General features: G+C 27.2%; 18 protein-coding genes. 5 read left to right on the top strand and 13 right to left on the bottom strand.

Going from position 1 to position 18615, the window contains the following annotated elements; translation table 11 throughout:
* Positions 1–23 precede the first annotated feature (23 nt).
* From AMYT_RS12390 to AMYT_RS12420, 7 genes are read right to left on the bottom strand one after another with little or no spacing between them, the layout of a single operon-like run.
* The gene (locus AMYT_RS12390; RefSeq protein ID WP_114842835.1) at positions 24–731 is read right to left on the bottom strand and encodes a flagellar basal body L-ring protein FlgH; all 708 of its coding nucleotides are present in this window, start codon (positions 729–731) and stop codon (positions 24–26) included.
* A complete protein-coding gene (locus tag AMYT_RS12395) occupies positions 721–1149 on the bottom strand; it encodes a hypothetical protein (protein ID WP_114842836.1) in 429 nt (142 codons plus the stop codon). The genes AMYT_RS12390 and AMYT_RS12395 overlap by 11 nt, the downstream gene beginning before the upstream one ends.
* 8 nt (positions 1150–1157) lie before the next feature.
* Complete coding sequence (locus AMYT_RS12400; RefSeq protein ID WP_114842837.1) at positions 1158–1691, bottom strand: flagellar basal body-associated FliL family protein; 534 nt, start codon at positions 1689–1691, stop codon at positions 1158–1160.
* Positions 1692–1693: 2 nt separating this feature from the next.
* Positions 1694–2182 (bottom strand): MotE family protein, encoded by a 489-nt coding sequence (locus tag AMYT_RS12405; RefSeq protein ID WP_114842838.1) that lies wholly within the window; start codon positions 2180–2182, stop codon positions 1694–1696.
* Between the two features lie 10 nt (positions 2183–2192).
* Entirely contained in the window at positions 2193–2597 is a 405-nt protein-coding gene (locus AMYT_RS12410; RefSeq protein ID WP_114842839.1) for a hypothetical protein, read from the bottom strand.
* A gap of 1 nt (position 2598) precedes the next feature.
* Positions 2599–2865: a flagellar biosynthetic protein FliQ gene (locus tag AMYT_RS12415; protein WP_228197864.1), complete on the bottom strand. Its 267-nt coding sequence runs from the start codon at positions 2863–2865 to the stop codon at positions 2599–2601.
* Between the two features lie 4 nt (positions 2866–2869).
* Positions 2870–4066: a hypothetical protein gene (locus AMYT_RS12420; protein WP_114842840.1), complete on the bottom strand. Its 1197-nt coding sequence runs from the start codon at positions 4064–4066 to the stop codon at positions 2870–2872.
* An 89-nt stretch (positions 4067–4155) separates the two neighbouring features.
* Here AMYT_RS12420 and AMYT_RS12425 point away from each other — a divergent pair, with 89 nt between their 5' ends.
* Both AMYT_RS12425 and fliM read left to right on the top strand, forming a co-directional pair.
* Positions 4156–5211, top strand: a complete 1056-nt coding sequence (locus tag AMYT_RS12425; RefSeq protein ID WP_228197865.1) for a flagellar basal body P-ring protein FlgI — start codon at positions 4156–4158, stop codon at positions 5209–5211.
* 2 nt (positions 5212–5213) lie between these two features.
* Complete coding sequence (fliM, locus tag AMYT_RS12430; protein ID WP_114842841.1) at positions 5214–6311, top strand: flagellar motor switch protein FliM; 1098 nt, start codon at positions 5214–5216, stop codon at positions 6309–6311.
* A gap of 16 nt (positions 6312–6327) precedes the next feature.
* On the opposite strand, the gene pyrC is transcribed toward fliM, so the two are convergent.
* From pyrC to AMYT_RS12455, 5 genes are all read right to left on the bottom strand, one after another.
* Positions 6328–7353, bottom strand: a complete 1026-nt coding sequence (pyrC, locus tag AMYT_RS12435) for a dihydroorotase (RefSeq protein ID WP_114842842.1) — start codon at positions 7351–7353, stop codon at positions 6328–6330.
* A gap of 1 nt (position 7354) precedes the next feature.
* Positions 7355–7693, bottom strand: a complete 339-nt coding sequence (locus AMYT_RS12440) for a P-II family nitrogen regulator (RefSeq protein WP_114842843.1) — start codon at positions 7691–7693, stop codon at positions 7355–7357.
* 66 nt (positions 7694–7759) lie between these two features.
* On the bottom strand, positions 7760–8947 hold the full coding sequence (locus AMYT_RS12445; protein WP_114842844.1) for an ammonium transporter family protein: 1188 nt from the start codon (positions 8945–8947) through the stop codon (positions 7760–7762).
* Positions 8948–9061: 114 nt separating this feature from the next.
* Entirely contained in the window at positions 9062–9400 is a 339-nt protein-coding gene (locus tag AMYT_RS12450; RefSeq protein ID WP_114842845.1) for a P-II family nitrogen regulator, read from the bottom strand.
* A gap of 17 nt (positions 9401–9417) precedes the next feature.
* Positions 9418–10632 (bottom strand): ammonium transporter family protein, encoded by a 1215-nt coding sequence (locus AMYT_RS12455; protein WP_114842846.1) that lies wholly within the window; start codon positions 10630–10632, stop codon positions 9418–9420.
* Between the two features lie 252 nt (positions 10633–10884).
* Here AMYT_RS12455 and AMYT_RS12460 point away from each other — a divergent pair, with 252 nt between their 5' ends.
* The 3 genes from AMYT_RS12460 to AMYT_RS12470 are packed head-to-tail and all read left to right on the top strand — an operon-like array spanning position 10885 to position 15043.
* Positions 10885–11742, top strand: a complete 858-nt coding sequence (locus AMYT_RS12460; protein ID WP_114842847.1) for a hypothetical protein — start codon at positions 10885–10887, stop codon at positions 11740–11742.
* A 14-nt stretch (positions 11743–11756) separates the two neighbouring features.
* Positions 11757–12509, top strand: a complete 753-nt coding sequence (locus AMYT_RS12465; protein WP_114842848.1) for a transcriptional regulator — start codon at positions 11757–11759, stop codon at positions 12507–12509.
* Positions 12509–15043 (top strand): [protein-PII] uridylyltransferase family protein, encoded by a 2535-nt coding sequence (locus AMYT_RS12470; protein WP_114842849.1) that lies wholly within the window; start codon positions 12509–12511, stop codon positions 15041–15043. Before AMYT_RS12465 ends, AMYT_RS12470 begins: the two co-directional genes overlap by 1 nt.
* 31 nt (positions 15044–15074) lie before the next feature.
* Here AMYT_RS12470 and AMYT_RS12475 read toward each other — a convergent pair whose 3' ends face one another.
* Positions 15075–18527, bottom strand: a complete 3453-nt coding sequence (locus tag AMYT_RS12475; protein WP_114842850.1) for an acyl-[ACP]--phospholipid O-acyltransferase — start codon at positions 18525–18527, stop codon at positions 15075–15077.
* Positions 18528–18615: the final 88 nt, after the last annotated feature.

An 18615-nucleotide genomic window follows, 5' to 3' on the forward strand; every position in this document is an offset into this window, starting at 1 on the left:
ACATTACAATTCTTAAAGTTAGTTTAAAAAGGCCAAATTGCTTGTATAATTTTTGTACCCCATGGGGTATGCATTACATCTTTTTCCTCACCATTCTTTTTATAAAGTACCTTTAAATTGGCTATTTGAGAAGAAGAAATTGAATTATCCGGAGTTATATCATAAGGCCTGATTACTCCTGTAATAATTACTTCTTGTTTTTGGCCATCAATTAAAAGTTCTTTCTCTCCTCTAATAAAATAGTTACCATTTTGATAAGTTTCTTGAATTATTACTGAAACTGTTGTTGAAAAAGACTCATCTAAAGAACTTTTTACTTCACCTTTATTTGAGCTTGTATTTTCTGTATTAAAATTTACCCCTGCAACTCTATTAAATTTATCTGCATACTTTTGAACAGTTCCACTTAAAATATTACCATTCATAGGAGTAACTAATCCTCCTCCTAGACTTGTATTATCATTTCGTGTTAATTCTCTTTTATTTTTTGTATCAGAACTTAAAGATTCACTAATTTTTACTTGGATTATATCACCAATTTGTAAATCTTTTTTATCAGCAAATAGTGAGGGACCACTTCTTGTATATAAAGAGCCTTTTTTTCTTTCAACTACTTTAGATTGCTTTGGTAGCTGCATTTCAGGTTTAGTAAAATCTAGCTTTTCATTTTTTGCACACCCTATAAAAACAAAAGGGATTAACAATGAAAAAACAATTTTTTTATTCTTCATTATATTTACTTTCTACTATATACTCTAAATCAATTGCAATTTTAATATCATCAAGAGTTCTTTTAACTAAGGCTAAAGTTCCATATCTTACTAATAGTGGATCAATATTTGTATCAGGGTCACATACTATTACTATTTTTTTAGAGATTATTTTTACATTTCTAACTTTTAATTGTCCTATTAAATCAACAGCACTCTCAACTTCTCTATATATAAGTTTTTCTATTTTTTGCTTTTTAGTTTTTTCTTCAAAAGCTTTATCATCTTCTATTTGAGTAAGCTGTTTTTCTTTCTCTTCAATAGCATATTTTTCACTCATATGAAAATAATAAGCAGTAAACATTATAAATAGTACAATTAAAGATAGTATTCTTATAATTAATCGTTTTTTTGAAGTTCTTTTTACTGCAATAATCATTTTGTCCTCTACTTAATTACAAATGTTGTAAAATATAGTTGCTTAATACTATCTTTTTTAATATCTTCGTTTGTGGCAGTCATTTCATTTAAAATAGAGTTAATCTCATCTATTAATTCTTCTTTCAACAATGCTTTTCCACCAACTGTTAATAACTCTTCAGAACTTCTAGCACTAATTTGTGAAATAACTATATCAACTATTTGTGCTTTATGTTCTTCTACTATTGCTTCAATATTTTTTTCTGTACTACTTAAAGTAAAAGATAGTTTCATTAATTTTTCTCTACCTTTTGAAGTAGTAACATTTAATACTAAATCATTAATTGATGTTCTAAAAGTATCCCCCACTTCTTTTTTTGCATCAGCATTCTCTTCTTGTGTGGCAGCACCAGCTTGACCATTTAATGCTCCATTAGAAAAAAGAAAATAAGCCATTCCACCAACAGCTAGTATTAATATTACAATTAAGGCAATAAGAACTACCATTAGTCCTTTTCCACCTCCACTTTTTTCTGATACTTTATTTTCTTCTTCAGCCATATCTATCCCTTTTTATTTTGATTATTATAATCTTTTAACATAAGTGTTAGCATTGAAGCATTTTTAACACTTAAAAATTTCATTATTAGAGTAACTTTTTTCTCTTTAAGTTTCAAGATAATATCAAAAACATCATCAATATTACCCTCATCTATCATTTTATTAAAAATTTCCGCTGTAACTTTAGGCTTCATATTATTATATATTTTTGCCGTTTTAGTTTGAACTTCACCTTTTATATCTTGTAAAATCTCTAAATTTTGATTTTTGATTTTTTCTATATCTGCTTTTTCTTTTTCAATCTTTGCTAAAATCGCATCTAACTCTTGTTTTCTTTGTTTATACTCTTCTTCTTTTTTAGTATAAAAAGAGTTTAAATCCTTTTTTAATTCTCTTATTTCAATTTTTTGTTTTAGGAATTTAGAAGTTGATTCATCTGCACAAAACATAATATTAAAAAACACTATAAAAAATAAAACTATTCTTAGCATTTAAACTCCTTTATCCCATAATATATTTACTTTGCATAAATTCAGAAGCGGCTTCTTCTTCTGCTGCAAGTATTCTTTTCATTTTTTCTTTTTTTTCTTCTTGTAAAATATAGTTAAATTGTTCACTTTCTTTTTGAAGTTCTATTAATTCTCTTACTACTATCTCATGCCTTGCTTCAAGCTGTTTTTTTCTTGCTTCAAGTTTAGCTTTATGCAATTTCATACTATTTTTATGCATTTGCAAAATCATAAAATCTGAAATTGCTCCTTGGGGTTGTACAGAAGTAGTAACAATTTTTGTTTGAGTTATAAGTATCTCAGCTTCAAGAGCATTTATTTCTTGCATTAGCTGGCCTTTTTCCATTAGTTTTCTATCAATTTGCACTTTTTTTAAATTATATAATTTATCAATCATTTTATTTCCCGAAAACTAACATTAAATCCCATAAATCCTTTGTATATGTAGAGATATGATCTCCCATCCAAGGAAGTGAGATTAGAACAAATACAGATACAAAAATCATCTTAGGAACGAAAGATAAAGAAGCATCTGAAACTTGAGTAACAGCTTGAAAAATTGAGATTAAAAGACCAATTACCATACTTACGATTAAAGAAGGCATTCCTAAAATTAAAATTATCTTTACTGTATTTTCAGCAATTGCAATTAAATCCATTTCCATTTTGTTAGTCTTTAATCTTTATTGTAATCTCCAATGTTTTATTATTTAGTAGTTTGTGAATTAAACCTACTAACTCCTCTGTACTGCTTTTATCAAGAGTAATTGTCTCACTATTACTTGTTTGTACAGGTGCTATTTTTTCCTTAGCTGGCATAGAGTTTGAAGGAGTTATATTATCAGTTAATCCTTCTAAAGCCGATAAAATATCATTCTCATTTAATTGGTCTAATTCCGAAAACTCGTTTGCCATATTTTCTCCTTTAAAACTCTCTTTAATAGTATTTATTTTTTCATTTAAATTATCATTACTTATTATATCACTTTTTTCTTCATTAAATGATTGTATTGGTAAATTCATTAATTCATCTAAATCAGATAAATCTTCTTCAGAAGCATTTTGTTCATCTAAAGCATTTAAAAGTTCATCTTGAATATCATCAGAAATACTTGCTTCATTTAGTTGTTTTTCATAATCATCTAAAGGTAGATTCATTAACTCATCTAAATCACTTAAGTCTTCATTTTCAAATTCATTATTATCTAAATTTTTTAAAAACTCATCATCAAAATCATGCATATCTTGTTCAACAGTAGGTTTTACTTCAGCATAAGTTAGGGGTTTTTCTTCTTCATTTAAATAATCATCAAAATAATCTTTTGATGAAGTTGCTATTTCATTATCATCTAAATCTGGACTTTGTTTAAAAAACTCATCCATATCTTCAGGTTCTTCATTTGGGTCAATATGTGTTAAAAGTGAACTTAATTCATCATCCAATTCATACTCTTTATCATCTTCATAAGCTTCACTTACTATATCTCTAATAGAATCTTCTACCCCATCATCTATCATACTTCTTGGATTTGATTCAAGCTTTCTAATAATATGAGTTGTAAGTTCTTCTAAAGAATCGACTGACATATCCCCTATTCCATGGTCAAGAAGATATTCTTGTTCAATTCCATCTTTTGGTTTTAAAAATTTAAATTTTGAATTTAGTGATTTTTTCTTAATTATCTTTGAATCATCAATTAAATATATATTTTCTGGGTTTTCTTCAATGGCATCTTTTAACTCATCTAAGCTATTTAATTCTACAATAGAACTATTATCATCTAGCCTAAATTTGATATTTGCACGTTCTAGAAGATTATTTATCTCCCTTTTGAAATCTGAATTTCCATAAATATATATATTCAAATAGAACCTTAAAATAATTTTTATGTAGATTATACCTATATTTTATATAATTTTAGATAAAATTAATTGAAATTGTAAAAGGGTGTTTCTTGAAAGGTATATTAACTATTCTATTTATTCTAACATCATCAATTTTTGCACAAACAATTAAAGATATTTCAAATGTTGTTGGAATTCGAGATAACCAATTAATTGGATATGGATTAGTTGTAGGTCTGGCTGGAACTGGTGATAAAAGTCAATTTACAATGCAATCTTTACAAAACCTATTAATGAATTCTTATATTAAAATTCCTACTTCTTCAATTAAGTCTAAAAATATTGCAGCTGTTATGGTAACAGCCAAACTTCCTCCTTTTGCTAGGCAAGGTGATAAAATAAAAATTGATATTTCGGCAATTGGTGATGCAAAATCAATAGATCATGGGCAATTACTACTTACTCAACTAAAAGGTGTTGATGGGAATGTTTATGCCTTAGCACAAGGTTCAGTTATTGCAGATGCTAAAAACCTTACTACTGGATTTATTTATAATGGTGCAACAATCGAAAATGAAATTGATTTTTCATTAAAAGATGAAGATGATATAATTCTAAGTTTATTTAAAAATAGTGCAAAACATGCAGATTTAATAGAGACTAAAATTAATGAAAGATTTGGTCAAAAACTTGCAACTGCACTAGATACAAGAACTATAAAAATTTTAAAACCAAAAGATATGTCAATTGTAAAATTTTTATCAATTGTTCAAAATATAGAACTTGATGATTCATTTAAAAGAAAAATCATTATTGATATGAATAGAGAGATAATTATAGCAGGAGCTGATATTCCTATTGACCCTGTAACTGTTAGTAGAGATAACTTTACTTTAAGAATTAAAAAAAGTGAACTTTCAAATGAACAATGGAATGATCTTGCAGTAAATAAAGGTCAAGATATTGGTGATAATGTAAAAATAGGAGATACTCCTGGAAGAGTTAATATTGATAATGCACTTATTAATACCCAAGCTACTCCAACAATATCTGATTTAATGAGAGCAATGAAGATAATGAAATTACCAATAGCTGATATTATTGAAACTATAAAACTTATAAAAGATTTAGGTTCAATTGATGCTGAAGTTGAAATAAGAGGATAAAGATGGCTGAATTTTTAAGTCAAGATGAAATTGATGCTCTTTTAGATATAGCCGAACAGGGTGAGGATATTGACACAACTGTCGAAGATAAACCCATATCAAAAGAAAAAAACTATTCTATTTATGATTTTAAAAAACCAAATAGAATTTCAAATGAACAATTTAAAGCTTTTTCAACTTTACATGATAAGATGTTAAGGGATTTAATTACAGATTTATCAGCTATGCTTAGAAAGATAGTGGATATTAAACTTTATTCTATTGAGCAGATGACTTATGGAGAGTTTATTCTTTCTATTCCTCAATTAACTTCATTAAATACTTTATCAATCAAACCTTTAGAAGGAAGAATTGTAATAGAGTGTAACCCAGGTATTTCCCATAAAATTATTGCGGAACTTTTAGGTTCAGGTGCAGTTGCAGCTAGTGATAATTTAGATAGAGAATTAACAGAAATTGAAGTGGAAATTTTTGATCACTTTTATAGAATGTTTGTAAAACACCTATATAGAGCATGGGATGAAGTAACAACTCTTAATTTTAAAATAGAATCAAGAGATACAAATGCAAATGCAATTCAAATTATCTCAGACCATGAAATTGTTTTACTTGTTGTACTTGAAATAACAATTGATGAAGAATCAGGTTTCTTATCAATTTGTTACCCTATTTCATATATTGAACAGTTGTTAAATAAAATTGTTGAGAGAATTTTCTCTGAAGGTAAAAATAGAAAAATTAGTAGAAAAAAAGATATTACAACACTTATTTCTGGTGCAAAAATGAGAGTTGAAGCTATTATGGCTGAGACTGAAATGTTTGTGGAAGATATATTAAATCTAAAAAAAGGTGATGTAATTGTATTTAATAAAAATGCCACTTCATCAACTTCAAAAATCTATATAAACAATAAAGAGAAATTTGTGGGGCTTTCTGGTTTATCAAATAATAGAAAAGCTGTACAAGTGGAATCAAATATTGACCATGAAAAACAAGAGACTTTAGAAATCTTAAGACTTATGAGAGAAGATAGAGAGATAAAAGCTAAAGAGACAAATGAAAATATTAAGCGTCTTTTAGCTGAAAAAGGGATTTTTTAGAAAAGGAAGCTAAAGCTTACTTTTCTATACTTTCAATACTCCAAGGAAGTATTTCACCTGCATACATTGGAACAACTGTCTCATTTTTATATTCATAAAAAGCTGGCACAGTAAAATCTTTTTTTATTAAAGTTATCTTTTTATCTATTGCTTTAAAGTTATAAACTTTTTGTGCATTTAAACTAACAAAAGCATTTAGATTTTCTAACTTTTTATGTTTTTCAAAAAGATCTGTTAATACTTGTAAAGCAATTGGTGCAGTAAATACACCAGCAGCACATCCACAACACTCTTTTTTATGTTTTGGATGAGGAGCACTATCACTTCCAAACATTAATTTAGGATGAGCTTCTAAAGCAGCAGTTAATAAAGCAGTTCTATCTTCATATCTTTTTGCAATTGGTTTACAAAATAAATGAGGATTTAAAGCACCACCTGCCACATCATCTAGTGTAATTAAAAGATGGTGTAAAGTTACTGTAGCATATAAATTTTCATATTTATCAAGTAATTCTACTGCATCTTTAGTTGTTATATGCTCCATAATAATTTTTAAATTAGGAAAATTTTGTGCTAAAGATTCATATATTGGCATAAACTCTTTTTCTCTATCCATAACAAAACCATTTGTTTCACCATGAACACATAAAGGAATACCCAATTTACTCATATTTTCAAGAGTAGGTCTAAGATTTTCTATATCCATAGATGATACACCTGTTTCAGAATTTGTAGTAATCCCAGCAGGATAAAGCTTTATTCCAATAATATGCTCACTAATCTCTTCTAAAAATTCATATGAATAATCATTTTTAAAAAATAGAGTCATAAAAGGCTCGAAACCATCACCTTTACATGCTTCATTTATTCTATCTTTATAAGATAATAATGCCTCTTTTGTTGTAACAGGAGGAACAAGGTTTGGCATAATTAAAGCACCTGAAAAACTCTTAGAAGTTAAAGGTCCTACAAGTGCTAACATATCTGCATCTCTTAAATGAAGATGCATATCTAAAGGTGAATTAATTTCAAACTTTTGCATATTAAATTGCTTCCTCGTCTTCTTCACCAGTTCTAATTCTTACAACTTTTTCAATAGTACTAACAAAAATCTTTCCATCACCAATTTTTCCAGTTTTTGCTGATTCTGTAATAATAGCAATTGTATTATCTACATCTTCATCTGAAACAATTAATTCTAATTTTATTTTTGGTAAGAAATCCACAACATACTCTGCACCTCTATATAATTCAGAGTGACCTTGCTGTCTTCCATAACCTTTTACATCTGATACTGTCATACCTGTAATTCCAGCTTCACTTAAAGCATCTTTAACATCTTCTAGTTTAAATGGTTTAATTATTGCTTCAATTTTTTTCACAACTCTTTCCTTATTTTAGTTATTGTATTTTAACAAAATTTGTTTAAATTAAAATTATCTTAAGTTTTAGAATGCTCTTTTGAACTCAGGATATGCTTCAAGTCCACACTCTTCAACATCTAGTCCTTGCATCTCTTCATCATTGTGAGCTCTTAATGGAACTATTTTATTTAAAATATATAAAACCACAAATGAAACTACAAAAGCAAAAACACCTATAATTAAAATACCTTTTATTTGACCTAGAAGTGTAATACTTTCACCATTACTAGCAAAAATACCAACTGCTAATGTTCCCCAGATTCCATTTACTAAGTGAACAGAAAGAGCACCCACTGGATCATCAATTTTTAATTTATCAAAAAATGATACGGCAAAAACAACTAATGCCCCACCAATTGAACCAATTAAAATTGGAGTATAAATATTGTATAAATCAGGACCTGCTGTTATTGCAACTAAACCACCTAAAGCGCCATTTAAAATCATTGTTAAATCAAGCTTTGAATATTTAATATACATTATAATTGCCACCATAATTGCACCAGCTAGTCCTGCTGTATTTGTATTCATAATTGTAAGTGCAACTGCATCTGCATTCTCTTTACTTGCTATTGAACCAACAGAACCACCATTAAATCCAAACCATCCAATCCATAATAATAAAGCACCAAGAGTAACTAAAGGGATATTTGAAGCAGGGATTACTCTAATTCCACCCTCTTTTGGGTATCTTCCCTTTCTTGCTCCTATTATTAAAATAGCAGCAAGTAGTGCCCATCCACCAGTACTATGAATTACCGTTGAACCTGCTAAGTCATACATACTTAATTCTAAAATAGTTCCTTGTAAAAAGTTTGAACCCCAAGTAATATTTACAACTGTTGGATAAATAAATGCTGCCATTATTACAGTAAAAAATGTTAAAGGAATAACTTTTGCTCTCTCACTTACTCCCCCACTCATTATATTTACAACTTTTCCAACAAAGGCCATTTGAAATAGAAAAGCAGCCCACTTGCTCATACTATCACTTCCAAAAGCACCAAAAGCAATTGAGTAGCCAACTAATAAAAATGCCATTGAGGCAACTGCATATATTAAAGTGTTAATTGTCAATACTGCTGTAACGTTTTTAGTTCTAACAAGTCCTGCTTCTAGCATAGCAAAGCCTGGAACCATAAAGATAATTAGTGTCATTGCAAAGATTGCAAATAAAGTATCTATTATATAAGATATTGATTCGATAGCCATAATTATTCCTCATAATTTATATTATGAAGTAATTATATACTCAAATAATATGAATAGAAAGTATTTTACTGTATATTTTTTATACATTTATTTAAAAGAGGGAGAATTCCTCTTTTAAACTGCCTCTGCTCCCCTTTGCTCAGTTCTAATTCGAACCACTTCATCTAAGGGTATAACAAAGATTTTTCCATCTCCAATCTTTCCAGTTTTTGAAGATTCTATAATTGCTTTTATTGTTGCTTCCACATCTTCATCATTTACAACAACTTCAATTTTATTTTTTGCAAGAAAATCTACAATATATTCTGCACCTCTATATAATTCAGAGTGACCTTGTTGTCTTCCATAACCTTTTACATCTGATACTGTCATACCTGTAATTCCAATATCAACCAATGCTTCTTTTACATCATCCAATTTAAAAGGTTTAATTATTGCTTCAATTTTTTTCATATTCTAATCCTTATAGTTTATGCTCTTTTGAATTCAGGATATGCTTCTAAACCTGTTTCATGTATATCAAGCCCATTTACTTCCACTTCTTCACTTACTCTTAATCCCATTACCATATCAAGAATTTTCCATACAATAAAAGAAGATACAAAAACAAAAATACCAATTATAACTACACCTTTTAATTGTGCGATAAAAGATACTTCAGGATTAAAAATACCTACTGCAAGTGTTCCCCAAATTCCTGCTACTAAGTGTACTGATAAAGCCCCTACAGGATCATCAATTTTTAATTTATCCCATAATGGAACTGCAACTACTACTAAAACTCCACCAACAATACCTTCAATAAATGAAACTACCATTCCTAAATCAGGACCTGCTGTAACAGATACTAAACCAGCTAATGCACCATTTAATACCATTGTTAAATCAACTTTTCTATAAATAAGTTGAGTTAAAATTGCTGCTGCAATTGCACCAGCACAAGCAGCCATATTTGTATCAGCAACAACCATTGCAATACCATCAATATCAGTTTTCGAACCTAACGCTAGTTGAGAACCACCATTAAATCCAAACCATCCCATCCATAAAATAAATGTACCAAGTGTTGCTAGAGTTAAATTTGAACCAGGAATTGGTCTTACAGTTCCATTTCTTCCATATTTACCCTTTCTAGCACCTAAGATTAGTACTCCAGCAAGAGCAGCCCATCCACCAACAGAGTGAACAATTGTAGAACCAGCAAAGTCAGAAAATCCAGTAAGTAATCCACCTAACTCACTTCCTCCCCATGTCCAGTGACCTTGAATTGGATAAATTAAACCACTTAAAACAACCACAAAGATTAGAAATGGCCATAATTTCATTCTTTCAGCAATTGTTCCTGAAATTACTGATGCAGCAGTTGCTACAAACACAACTTGAAAGAAAAAGTCAGCCATTACAGGGTAACCCATATCTTCATTTGTTTTACCTGAAAGCATCGCTCCACTTCCAATAAAAGATGAACCTTCTCCATACATTAGGTTATAACCAACAAAATAGAACATAATACAAGAAATAGCAAAAAGTGCAACATTCTTTGTTAAAACCGTAGCATTATTTTTTGTTCTAGTAAGTCCTGCTTCTAACATAGCAAAACCAGCCGCCATCCACATAACAAGAATTCCTGCAATTATAAATAGGAATCCATCTAAGATATATTTAACATCTGCAAAATTTTCCATAAGTCTCCTTTGGTTTTTCTACTGTCAGTATAAAAGAAAAAAAAGATTTTGTAAACATTATCAATGGTTATTTTATATACAATTTTTAAATTATCAAATATACAGTAATCTATTTTGACAAATCTACTATATTGAGGATGTAAATACTCTATTTTTAGTTTTTATACAATTGGATATTTTCTATACAGTTTATCCACTTAATATTTTTATTTTTTGATATAATAAAAATAGCTAAAAAAATGGAGAAAAAATATGAAAGAGTTTTTAGAAATCTATGAAGAGAATAAAGAAAAAATTGATTATTTTATACAAGAAAGTTTAAAAAATATTGGTAAATTATCCTCTCATAAAAGATACAACTTTGCACAACTATTTAATATTTTTCCTTCATTAGAATTAGTATATATTGTAAATAAAGAGACAAAAATACAAATCTCTGATGATATATATAAACATAAAACAGACTCAAAAGGTAAAGATAAAGATAGATCATATCTAATTACAAAACTAGAATTTAAAGATAATAACTTTGCTTTTTCAAGACCTTATATAAGTAGTGCAACAAGAAGCAACTGTATCACTGTATCGGTTAAAGAAGGTGAAGAGATAATCTTTTTGGATTTTAGATTAGATATTTTACTAGAAAAATTAAATTTAATAGAGCTTCACAAACCTTTTCACAGTATTACAAAAGCTTTTTATATGTTTGTAGGTATCTCAATGATAACTCTTGCAACAATTACAATTTTATTTTCACTATATGATTTTATATATTATTTAATAGTTAAGCAAGATATTCAACTGGAACTAATGTTTAAACCTATAATTGCACTAACTTTAGGTATTGCAATTTTTGATTTAGCTAAAACAATACTTGAACAAGAAGTATTTTTTAAATCCTACTCTAAAAACTCAAGAGTAGAAACTAAAATGATTACTAAATTTTTAATTACTATAATTATCGCTTTATCAATTGAAGCTTTAATCGTAGTATTTAAAATAGCAATTAATGATTATGATAAAATGATAAATGCCTTATATTTGATAACAGGTGTATCATTTATATTAATTGCTTTATCAATATTTATATACTTTACAAAAAGAAAATAGTAAAAGGATTTAATATGGAAGATTTTATCGCAGAGTCACAAAACTCCAAAGAAATTTTAAATTCAGCAAAACTTTTACAATCTGTAAATATTCATGCTTTAATCTTTGGAGAAATTGGAGTTGGCAAAAAGACTTTAGCCAAATATATTGTCCCTAATGCAGTACTTTTTGATGCAAGAGAATTACAAAATGATATTGTTCAGAATTTAATAGATATAAAAAAAGAATCAATAATTATAGATAAAATTGAAAATGTCACTAATGTTGATTTACTTATAAAGTGGATTGAAGACAATGAAATAAGAGTTATAGCCACAACAAAAGCTTCAAATTTAAATCCCAAATTTCTTGAACTATTTTCTATTACTTTAAATATCCCTCCTTTATCTCAAAGGGAAGAAGATTTAAAACTTTTAACTCAAAAATTTTCCAATGAAGCAAGCAAAGTTCTAAGAGTAGATAAAATTATCCCTTCAAAACTAATGTTAAATACTACAAAAAATGCACATAGTTTAAGAAAATCAATCTATTTTTCATATTTATTTGAAACAATTGGAGAAGATGAGATTTTAATGTTTTTAGAAAACTATATGCTTGCAAACTTAAAAGGTGATAATTCATATAAAGACTTTTTATATCTTTTTGAAGTACCTTTATTAAAAGCATCTAAGAAAAAATATAAATCACAAGTACAAATGGCTAAACATTTAGGTTTAAATAGAATTACTCTAAGAAAAAAACTAGAAATACATGAAGAGTTACTATAATGTTAAATGAACTAACTTTACAAATAGAAGATTTAATTTCAAATAATGCAAGTGATTTTGAGATTTCTAAAGTATTTAAAAATCATATTAAAAACTACAAAAACTCTATAAATACTATCTTAGAAACCACAGGTGGAAAAGATTTTTTTGTAAAAAACACAAAACATACTGATAAGTTTTTAATTCTTTTATACAAATATATACTTAGAAAAAATTTTGGTTCATATCAACCAATGAGCACTTCAATACCTATTACTTTAGTTGCACTTGGAAGTTATGGTAGAGAACAACTTTGTATTTATTCTGATATTGATTTAATGATTTTATATGAAGATGTAAAAGGATATAACTTAAGACAAATGATGGAAGAGTTTATTACTCTTGCTTGGGATTGTGGATTAAAATTAGGTTCAAGAGTGCATGAATTAAGTGAAATACAAGAGGCAGTAAAAGAAGATATTACTATTAAAACTTCTATTATTGAATCAAGGATGATTTATGGTTCAAAATATCTTTGGTATGCCTATGAGAAGACTTTAAATAAGATTAGAAAGACAGATGTAAAACAGTTTGTTTTACAAAAATTAGAAGAGCATAAGCAAAGACTTTTAAAATATCCTCTTAGAATGGAGCCAAATATTAAAGATGGATATGGGGGATTAAGAGAGTCTAATATGGTATATTGGATGGCATATATTGCTTATGGAGTAAAAAGTACAAAAGATTTAATAAATAAAGAAATCTCAGAAGATGAATATAAAAAATATAGAAGCTCCCTAGAGTATCTTTTTCAAGTAAGAAATGCTTTACATAATATTTCTAAAAAGAAACTAGATTTAGTAAACTTTGATGTTTTACCAGAACTAAGTTCAAAACTTGGGTTTGTTAATAAACCAAGATATACAAAAGAGCGACAATGTATGTCTAAGCTTTTAACATCATTACATAATATTCACTTCTTTTCATCTGTTATGGTAAAAAAATTTACAAGAATTTTACTAAATGAAAAGACAAGTATAAAATTTATAAAAAGTTGTAGAATAGAAAAAAATCTTTATTTACATGAAAATAAAATTTATACTTCATATAATAGAAAACCAATATTTTTAAATAACTTTTTAAAAGAGTTAATCTCCTTGCCAAATGAAGTTCAAGCCTTTGATAACTCATATATTTATTATGCAAGTAAAACAAAATTGCCCACAAAACAAACTAAAGAGTTAAAGAAAAATATTAAAACTTTACTATATAAAGCAAATCTTTATCCAATTATTAAGCTTTTATATAATGCAAATTTATTTCAAGCAATTATTCCTATTTCAAAAAAGATTATAAATCAACCTCAATTTGATGGATACCATCAACTTCCAGTTGATATACACTCAATAAAAGCTTTAAGTAAAATAGAAAATATTGAAGATGTATATGTAAAAGAGATTTATAACTCACTAAGTGAAAGTGAAAAATCAGTGGCAAAACTTGCTGCATTATTGCATGATGTGGGTAAAGGAAGAACTGTTGATCATCATATTTCAGGAGAAAAGCTTTTTAAAAATTTTGCTTCTTCTTTAGGCTTAGAAGAGAGTCATATTCAAATGGGTGCTACTTTAGTTAGATACCATAATAAAATGAGTGCTTACGCAAAAAATGAAGATATTTATTCAGAAAAAATCATTTTAAGTTTTACAGGATTATTAAAAACTAAAACTATGTTAAAAATGCTTTATGTACTAACTTATGCTGATATTTCAGCAGTGGGAGAAAATGTATATAATAGCTCAATTGCTTCACTATTAAAAGAGTTATATTCACAATCTTTACCAGCTTTTGAAAATGAAGACTTATTAAATGAAAGTGCAAGAAGAATTGCAAAATTAAATGCTATAAAAAATCTAAAAAGATATAAAGAACTCTCACCTTTAATGCAAAGAAAAATAAACTATATTTCATCAAATCAAATCTTCTTAAGACTAAAAGCTGATGATATTTTAGAAATGGCAATTAAAGCTAAAGATGTAAAAGATTATATATATAAAATAATCAATGAAGAACAACTAATAATTAGAATTATTAGAAAAGAACCATTAAATCTTGGTTTTTTACTTGGAAAACTAGAGTTTTTAAATATTTTTAGTATGAATATTTTTAAACTTTATGATGAGAAAAAAGCTTTTGAGATTACTTTTAGTGAAAAGGTAGAAGAAGGTGACCTTTTATATATAAAAGATATAATTGAAAACTCTTTTGATATGAGTAAAACTACAAAACTAATTAAACCATTGATTAAAAAAAGTGAGATTATTGTAAATTGTAATCATAGTGCTTATCTTGCCTCACTACAAGTAAGAGCAAAGGACCAAAAAGGTCTTTTTGCCTATATTGCAAAGATTTTTGATGATTTTAATATTGAAATTGAAAGTGCAAAATTAGCAACTACAAAAGGTTATACACGAGATTTGATTTTAATTGAGAAAAATGGAAATTTTTGTGCAAATCAAGAAGAGATAGTTTCTCTTATTTGTTCACAAGAGTAAGAAAAACTAGGTACTAGTTTAAAACTAGTACCTATAAAACCAACTTCTTTATTTCATTGAAATCTTTTTTCCCACTTCCAAGTTTTGGTATTTTTTCAACTATTTTATAGCTACTTGGTATCATTAGATTATTATCAAAACTTTCAATTATTTGTTTTTTTAAAATCTCTAAGTTTTCTGTAGTAATATTTGATAAAAGAAGAATAATTTTTTCACCTTTTTTTTCATCTTTAATTGAAGTTGCAACTATCTCTACCTCATCACTTAAAAACTCTTCTATTTTTTTTTCAATTAAAGATAAACTTATCATCTCTCCACCAAGTTTTGCAAAACGAGAGTATCTATCTACTATAGTTAGAAAACCTTCATTATCAAGTTTACCTTTATCTCCGGTAACATACCAAACTCTATTATCAATAGTTTTTAAAACCTCTTTTGTTTTCTCTTTATCTTTTAAATAACCATTCATAACTTGAATTCCACTTATTAAAACCATTCCCTCTTCTTCTATTTCTAGCTCTTTAAAACTCTCTGGATCAACTATTTTTATCATAGTTCCAGGTATTGGCATACCTACACTTCCCTCTTTTGTACCTTTTTGTATAATAAAATCAGAATTTAAAATATCAGGTAAATTACAAGTAGCCACTGGAGAAGTTTCAGTTGTGCCATATCCTTCTAAAATCTCTTTATTAAATTTCGTTTTAAACTCTTTTTTTACTTTTTCATTTAATTTTTCAGCCCCAGCAATTACAAATCGTAATGATTCAAACATTAAAGCATCAACTTTTTTACTTATAGTATAAAGCCTAAAAAAAGTTGAAGTTCCACACATAATTGTAACTTTATATTTATATACCAATTTTCCAATAGTTGAACTATCTGTTGGATCTGCACAACAAACTGTAAAAATTCCTTCTAGTAAAGGCATAAAAGTAGTAACAACTATACCAAAAGCATGAAATAAAGGAAGTGAACCTAAAATTATATCTTCTTCATTTACATTTAAAATATTTGCAATTTGAGAGCAATTTCCTACTATATTATCATGGGTTAATTCTATTGCTTTAGGGATATTTTCACTTCCACTACTAAACATAATTAAAGCTGTTGAAGTTTTAGATACATTTTTTATATGAAGAGTTTTTAATACTAAAGTAGGTAAAACTCTAACACTAATTAAAGTTAATAAACCTTTTATTTTTGAAATTTTTTCTTTTTCTTCTTCTAGGTATATAAGCTTAAATTCATTTTCTAAGTTTTGTAAATCTAGACCTTTTTCTTTTAATTTTTTTATAAATTTACTAGAAGTTATAATAGTTTTTACTTCTGCTTTTTTTAAAGAAGGAGTTAAAACTTTAAAAGAAGAGGTATAATTTATATTTACTATACTTTTTCCTAACATTAAAAGAGAAGTATTTATAAAACTTCCTGCACTACTTGAAGGAAGCATTACTCCTATATTTTGCTCAGATATATTTTTAAATAAATCTTTAAATAAAATAGAAGCAGTAAGGTATTTTGTTGCACTTAAAGTAACCCCTGTTGAATCAGTTATAATATTATCATTTTTTAACTCTTTTAATCTATTAAAAATCTCACAAGGAATAGTTTCTAACTCTTTAATATGTTCAATCCAAGCCTTTGTAGATAGGGAAATTACTTCATTTTTTACACTTGTTGTAGTGGCATTTTGTTTTTTTATAGGTGTTGAAAAGTTTACAGTAACTAGGTTTGTTTTTCTATTTTTAATAAACTTTTTATTTGCTCTTGAAAACATACTTTCCCATAAACCTCTAATATAAAAACAAACTACTTTTACATCACTTGAAGTTAAAGCTAAAATCTTTTCAAAGCCTTTTTTAAACTCTCCTAAGTGCCCATTTCTAGTAATTCCCCCCTCAGGGAATAAAACTACAACTTCACCTTTATCTAAAATTTTTGCTATTGTTTTAAGGGCTGCTTTACTAGAAGTATTTGAAATAGGTATTGCTTTAAAAATTTTTAAAATCCAAGTTAAATACCATTTATCATAAATTGGTTTATACATTACAAATCTTATTTGTCTAGGGCTTGACATAAAAATTACTGCCCAGTCTAACCATGAGACATGATTTCCTAAAAGTAAAACTCCCCCTGTTGAAGGAAGATTTTTTACTTCATTTACTTCAAGTTTATATTTTAATCCCACTACAAATTTTAAAAATAGTAATATTAAAGATTGAGGAAGTTTATAAATTGTATATGCAGTTCCTACAATTGTAATAAGTAAGATTATATAAATAGTATTTAAAGGGTCTAAATGATAAAAAGATACTACTGTTGTTAGGCATAACATTAAAAACATTCCTACTGAATGAAACCAATTATTTCCAGCTAAAATCGTACCTAATTTTTTTCTATTTGCATTAAATTGAATTAGGGAATTTAAAGGAACTACAAATAGACCTCCAAAAATCCCAAAAACTAAAAAACAAAGAAACAATAAAGTAGTTGATTCAACCAATGTTGCCAAAAATATAGTAATAGCCATCCCTATAGAAGCAAAAGGGATTGTCCCTATTTCTATATAGTGTTTAGAGATTCTTGAGTAAATATATGAACCAATTGCTATTCCTATACCAGAAGCTGCTAAAACTGCATTAATTACAAAAACATTACTAATTTGTAAATACTGCTTTGCAAAAGAAGGAAATACTGCTAATAATCCTTGAGAAATTGCCCAAAAAATACTTAAACCAATTACACATAAGAAAATAACACTATTTAAAGAAAGAAGTTTTATATTCTTTACTAATAGTTTACCTTTAAAAAAATCTTTTTTATCAAGTTTTAATTTTCTATTTTTATTAAATGAGAGTTCAAGCTTTCTAAAAACAAGTAATGAGACCATCATCTCTAAAAAAGCAATAGGCAAAATATAATAAGAAAGGGGGATTATAGCACTTAAAAGTTCCTCTTTTGTTTTTAAATTATCTAAAGAGTTTAAAATATAATAGTTTTCAAAAATATATGAAGCACTTGCAATTGAAAAAAGTATTGCTATCATAGATACAGCTTGTAAAGAAGAGTTACCTTTTGAAAGGTTATCTTTTCCATAAATATCTAAGATTATTCCAAATTTTGCGGGAGAATATATTGCACTTTGAGTTGCAAGTAAAATAAGAGTAAACATAGCAAAATAGAAACTTCCACTATAATAAGCAATTACCATTAAAACTGATAAACAAAAAGAAGAAATTCCTCCAATTACTAAAATATCCCTTTTATTATATTTATCAGATAAGTAACCACTAAATGTAAAAAGTAATAAAAAAGGAATAATAATTAAAGCATTAATTATAGATATCCAAACTACTTGTGTACTTCCATCAAAAACTTTAAAAGCTATATTTTGAAGTAAAACTTTATGACATACATCCACAAGAACATTACAAAAAACTACAAATAAAAAAGAGTTTTTTATTAAATTTATATTATTCATTTTTAAGCCTAATTATTTTTCTATTTAAAATTATAGTTTTACTATTTTTTAGTCACAAAGAAATTACATTTTAAAAATAATAACCAAT

It is taken from the genome of Malaciobacter mytili LMG 24559, assembly GCF_003346775.1.
Taxonomy (GTDB): Bacteria; Campylobacterota; Campylobacteria; order Campylobacterales; family Arcobacteraceae; genus Malaciobacter; species Malaciobacter mytili.